A 4,538-nucleotide genomic window follows, 5' to 3' on the forward strand; every position below is an offset into this window, starting at 1 on the left:
AACCTGACCTACCGCCGCAAGATCTCCTGATGCGGATTCTGGTGGGGCCGGACGACTCGCAAGGCAGGATCAGTGCATGTTGACGATCAGCCAACTGGCGGCGTACGCCGGCGTCACGGTGCGGGCGGTGCGCCACTACCACCAGATCGGGTTGCTGCCGGAGCCCGAGCGGGACGCCTCGGGCTACCGGCGGTACGGCGCCACGGCGGCGGTGTCCCTCATCCGGATTCGGATCCTCGCCAACGCCGGGGTGCCGCTGTCCCAGATCGGTCAGATGTTGGAGGCCGACGCGCCGACCTTCGCCGCCGCGGTCGCTGACATCGACAGGCAGTTGGGCGACGAGATCGCCCGACTGGAGGCCAGCCGTCAGCAGATCGCGCAACTCGCCGCCGGGGACCGGCTGGCACTCCCGCCGCAGGTGATCGCCTATCTCGACCGGCTCCGGGAGATCGGGGCCTCGGAGCGGGTGGTGGCGGGCGAGCGGGACGGCTGGATCCTGATGTCGGCCCGTTGGCCCGTCGGCGACTGGATGCCCGGCAAGATCGCGCAGCTGGATGACCCGCAGGTCGTTCGGCTGTACCAGATCCTGTCCGGGGTCTTCGACAGCGACGCGGGCGACGACGCGCGCCTGGAGGAAGCCGCCGACCTCATCGCCGGCCTGGCCGAGCAGGCGTACGCCTCCGGCGAGATCGACCTCGGCGAGGTGGGGCAGGACGATCTGCCGTTCGACCTGCTGGACGCGCTCGCCGTCGAGGCCGACCCGCGGTTGCAACGCCTGCTGGATTTCGTCCGGGAACGGGGTTGGGCCGGGCTGGCCAGGTTGGAGCGGCTGCCGGCGTCCCCCGACTGACCATCGCCAGCAACCGCGGTCAGCTCTGCTGGTAGTTCACCGCGGCGAACCCGCACGGCTGGTGCAGGTGCAGGTAGTAGGCGCCCTCGCCGACCTCGTCCAGGTCGGCACCCCCGATCAGGCCCAGGTAGTCCATCGGCTCGCCGCAGCCGGGGCAGTCGGGGTGCTCGGCGTCCTGGATCCAGTCGGGCCGACCACCCACCGTCGAGCCACCCTCGTTCCAGGCGCTGGCCTGGTACGGGCTCGCCAGGGCCGGCCCCGGAACCGGGAGCAGCGTCGGCGGGTCCTCCGGCCCGACGTCACCGCCCAGGTAGCTCGGACGGATGTTGTCAGCCCACCAGTCGGTGGTGCCGGCCGGCGTGACCCGGCTGTACAACGTCGTGTAGCAGGCGCAGAAGTGGCAGGTCTCGATGACCAGGCGGCCGGACCAGCCGGTATGTGCCAGCGCGGCGCGGATCGTGGGGTCGGTGGTGTCAAGGTCGGCGGCGACCCAGAGGGGTGACGTGCACCAGGGGCAGGCGGGTCGGTCGGCTGGCGCGGGCCCGTCCCGCATGACCCACCGGTACGCGAGGTCGGCGCACAGGTCCCGGCGGTTGCCGTCCGGCCCGATCGTCCAACCGCCCTCGAGGGCATAGCTCAGCACGCCGACGTGCAGGTCGTCCGCACCGGCTGGCGGCTGCGTCGACCAGCGACGCAGGGCACGCTCGGCGAGCGGGTGCCCGCTGTGGGCCAGGATGAGGAGCAGGTGGTTGAGCTGGTCCGGCGTCCGCCCGCCGTCGATCTGCTCGATGACCCGGCTGACCACGTCGGCGTTCGCCGCCCGGTACAACGTCGCCGGCCACAGCAGATCGAGGTCGAGCAGACTTGCGTGGTACGGCGACAGTCTCAGCGGATCGGCGGCACCGATCCCGGTCAACTCCTCGATCGCGTCGTCGTCCCCGTCCGCCGCTCTGCCGATCAGTTCCTCGATCACCAGCGGATGGTAGCCGGGTGGCGGCCGCGCTTGTGAGGTCGGCGATCCGTTGACGCATCCGGCGCGGCTCGCCACCACCGGCGGGACGCCCACGCCGCCAGTCCGGCGCCGGCGGCGTTGAGCAGGACGTCGTCCACCGACGACACCCGGTCGAGCCGCAGGACGTACTGGGCGGTCTCGACCAGGATGGAGGAGCCGGCTGCGAGGGCCAGGATTCGCGGTACCGACGCCAGCGCCCGGAACCGCAGCGGGGCGAAGAACCCCACCGAAACGAAGACCAGCAGATTGCCGACGACCTGGACCGTCGCCGTCAGCGGGCCCCCGTCGGAAAAGATCGTGAGCAGGTCGCGTAGCGGCACCAGGGCCACCCGGCCGGACACCACACCGGCCTGGTCGCCCGGCAACATGATCATCCAGACCCACGGCACCGTGCCGTAGACGATGCCGACGTCGGCCAGCGACGTCCGCCACGCCGAGGTGATGCCGGCGGCACGTCGGCGGCGCGCCACCGCCCACACCGTCAGCGCGGCCAACGGCAGCAGGAGCACCGTGATGAGGACGACGCCGTTGATCGTGCCGAGCCAACCGTGCCAACCCTTGACCACGCGCCCCCGCCTCTCGCCCGGCCCCGAAACCTACCCGGACCGGGCGGCGCGCGTTCGCCCGTTTGTGACACCCGTGGGTCGGGGACAACAGCGGCATGGGGACGCAGATCCTGGTGATCCAGGGAGCCGGTGCCGGCGTACACGACGAGTGGGACAACCGGCTGGTGGACAGCCTGCGCCGTGAGCTCGGGGACGGGTACGAGGTCCGCTATCCGCGGATGCCCGACGAGGACGACCCGAGCTACGCCACCTGGAGCGCGGCCATCCGGCGGGAGACCGCGGCGCTGGCCGACGGGGCGGTCGTCGTGGGCCACTCGGTGGGCGGGACGATCCTCGTCCACACCCTCGCCGAGCAGCCACCGCAGCGGGTGCTCGGCGCGATCGTGCTGATCGCCGCCCCGTTCGTCGGCACCGGCGGCTGGGCCGCCGACGAGTTCGAGTTGCCGCCCGACCTCGGCGCGAGGCTGCCGCGCGAGGTGCCGGTGCACGTGTTCCACGGCCTCCGGGACGACACGGCGCCACCGTCGCACGCCGACCGGTACGCCGACGTCATCCCGCAGGCGCGTCTGCACCGGCTGCCGGAGCGCGATCACCAGCTCAACGATGACCTGCGCGAGGTGGCTGCGGTGATCCGGCGCGGTCCGGCGACCGCAGCGGACCGTGTTCCGCCGCGGTCGCCGCTCGTCTGAACCCGAAGCTGGTGCTCAGCGCATCACGGGTTCAACCGCACCTCGGGCTGGTGGCGGCGGGTGAGGCGATCGATGCCGGTAACAATGGCGGCGATCACCGTGATGAGGATTGCCAGTGGTAGCGGCTGACCGTCGAAGTGCCGCATCGCCGTGTTGACGAGAAGCGGGTCGGGGATGAGCCACCCGGCCAGGAAGCCGGTGAGTCCGACGCCGACGATGACGGCGGGCCGATGGCGGCGGACCGCGAAGGCGGCGACGACAGCGGCGGTGGCGGCGGCGAGGATCCCCAGGACCGTTGGCACGGCGTCGAGAACGTAGACGCCGTGGCGTCCCCATGCTCCGGTGCCTTTCCAGGCGAGGATCCCGAGCGGGACGAGGGCCCACCAGAACAGGCGCGGCCGGGGCGCGGTCCACCGCTCGCGGGCGGCGATCACGAGCAGGACGAGGATCGAGACCGGTACGGCGGTGGTGAAGAGCTGTTGGCCGAGGTTCGTGCCCATGGCGCCGCCGTTGCGAGCATCGACGACGAACCAACCGACGGTGGCCGTCAGGAATATCGCCTGTACGGTGAGGGCGGTCCGGGCCGCGCCGCACAGCCAGGCGATCAGCGGTGCGAGGGGCAGCAGGCCGAGACCGACTGTCTGTGGCCAGCCGGCGATGATGGCCGGCATGTCGGTGGCGAGGACGGCGCCGGTGAACAGGTCCAGGGTCTGACCGGCGGGCTGGGTGCCGGCGGCGACGAGCAGGGCACTGAGGCCAGTGGTGAGGGCCGTGGTGGTGACGGGCGTGGTGAGTCTCAGTCGGATCGCCAGGGCGACGATGTGCAGCGTCTCGTGCCAGCTCGGGTGCCGGCGGCCGTGGTCGAGGTCCAGCAGCAGTCCGAGCAGTTCCTCGCCGCGGGCGGTGCGGTGCGCGGCTGGCAGCAGCCGCAGCAGCCGTCGATATCGTCGCTCCAGACTGCTCCTGCCCGGGTTCATCCGGTGGTCCCGAGGCGCGGAGTGTTGCGGGCGGCACGCTTGCTGAGGCGCTCCTCGGCGAGCCGGACCGCTCCGGCCATCCGCTGGCTCTCGGCACGGATGGCGTCTGCCCCCGCGTCGGTCAGTTTGTAGAAACGTCGCAGCCGACCCTTCTCCACCTCGTCGTGGTCGGGGGCGATCAGCCCCTGGGCGACGAGGCGGTCAAGGGCTCCGTAGAGGGTGCCGGCGCGTAACCGGATCCTGCCGTCGGTCATCTGGTCGACCTCCGTCACCACGGCGTAGCCGTGCCGGGGTTGGTCGGCGAGGGCGGAGAGGATCAGGAACGTCTGCTCACTGAGGTCCATGCACGATATATATCGCACCGCGATATATAAAGCAACGATGCCGATGTGGGACGTCGCCGGTCGTGCCGCCCCCGGCTGCGTTTGGGGGGGCGGCGCGACC

General features: G+C 71.5%; 6 protein-coding genes. 2 read left to right on the forward strand and 4 right to left on the reverse strand.

Going from position 1 to position 4,538, the window contains the following annotated elements; all coding sequences use genetic code 11:
• Window positions 1–76: 76 nt before the first annotated feature.
• Window positions 77–850, forward strand: coding sequence for a MerR family transcriptional regulator (locus KBX53_RS23470; RefSeq protein WP_210861670.1), 774 nt, complete (start codon window positions 77–79; stop codon window positions 848–850).
• Window positions 851–869: 19 nt separating this feature from the next.
• Here the strand turns inward: KBX53_RS23470 and KBX53_RS23475 are convergent, their stop codons facing one another.
• Window positions 870–1,823: a hypothetical protein gene (locus KBX53_RS23475; RefSeq protein WP_210861671.1), complete on the reverse strand. Its 954-nt coding sequence runs from the start codon at window positions 1,821–1,823 to the stop codon at window positions 870–872.
• Window positions 1,820–2,428: a VanZ family protein gene (locus tag KBX53_RS23480; protein WP_210861672.1), complete on the reverse strand. Its 609-nt coding sequence runs from the start codon at window positions 2,426–2,428 to the stop codon at window positions 1,820–1,822. Before KBX53_RS23480 ends, KBX53_RS23475 begins: the two co-directional genes overlap by 4 nt.
• Window positions 2,429–2,523: 95 nt before the next feature.
• Between KBX53_RS23480 and KBX53_RS23485 the strand changes: the two genes are divergently transcribed.
• On the forward strand, window positions 2,524–3,117 hold the full coding sequence (locus KBX53_RS23485) for an alpha/beta fold hydrolase (RefSeq protein WP_210861673.1): 594 nt from the start codon (window positions 2,524–2,526) through the stop codon (window positions 3,115–3,117).
• Window positions 3,118–3,140: 23 nt separating this feature from the next.
• Here KBX53_RS23485 and KBX53_RS23490 read toward each other — a convergent pair whose 3' ends face one another.
• The gene (locus KBX53_RS23490) at window positions 3,141–4,094 is read right to left on the reverse strand and encodes a hypothetical protein (RefSeq protein WP_210861674.1); all 954 of its coding nucleotides are present in this window, start codon (window positions 4,092–4,094) and stop codon (window positions 3,141–3,143) included.
• Window positions 4,091–4,538: PadR family transcriptional regulator (locus KBX53_RS23495; RefSeq protein ID WP_247676102.1), on the reverse strand; the 448-nt coding region annotated here is incomplete at its 5' end. The genes KBX53_RS23495 and KBX53_RS23490, both read right to left, overlap by 4 nt.

This window comes from Micromonospora sp. M51 (genome assembly GCF_018070305.1).
Classification (GTDB): domain Bacteria; phylum Actinomycetota; class Actinomycetes; order Mycobacteriales; family Micromonosporaceae; genus Micromonospora; species Micromonospora parva.

What these genes read in the sequence shown, in the direction of transcription:
- KBX53_RS23470 (WP_210861670.1), top strand. Translation starts at nt 77, where the DNA reads ATGTTGACGATCAGCCAACTGGCGGCGTACGCCGGCGTCACGGTGCGG.
- KBX53_RS23485 (WP_210861673.1), top strand. Translation starts at nt 2,524, where the DNA reads ATGGGGACGCAGATCCTGGTGATCCAGGGAGCCGGTGCCGGCGTACAC.
- KBX53_RS23490 (WP_210861674.1), bottom strand. Translation starts at nt 4,094, where the DNA reads ATGAACCCGGGCAGGAGCAGTCTGGAGCGACGATATCGACGGCTGCTG.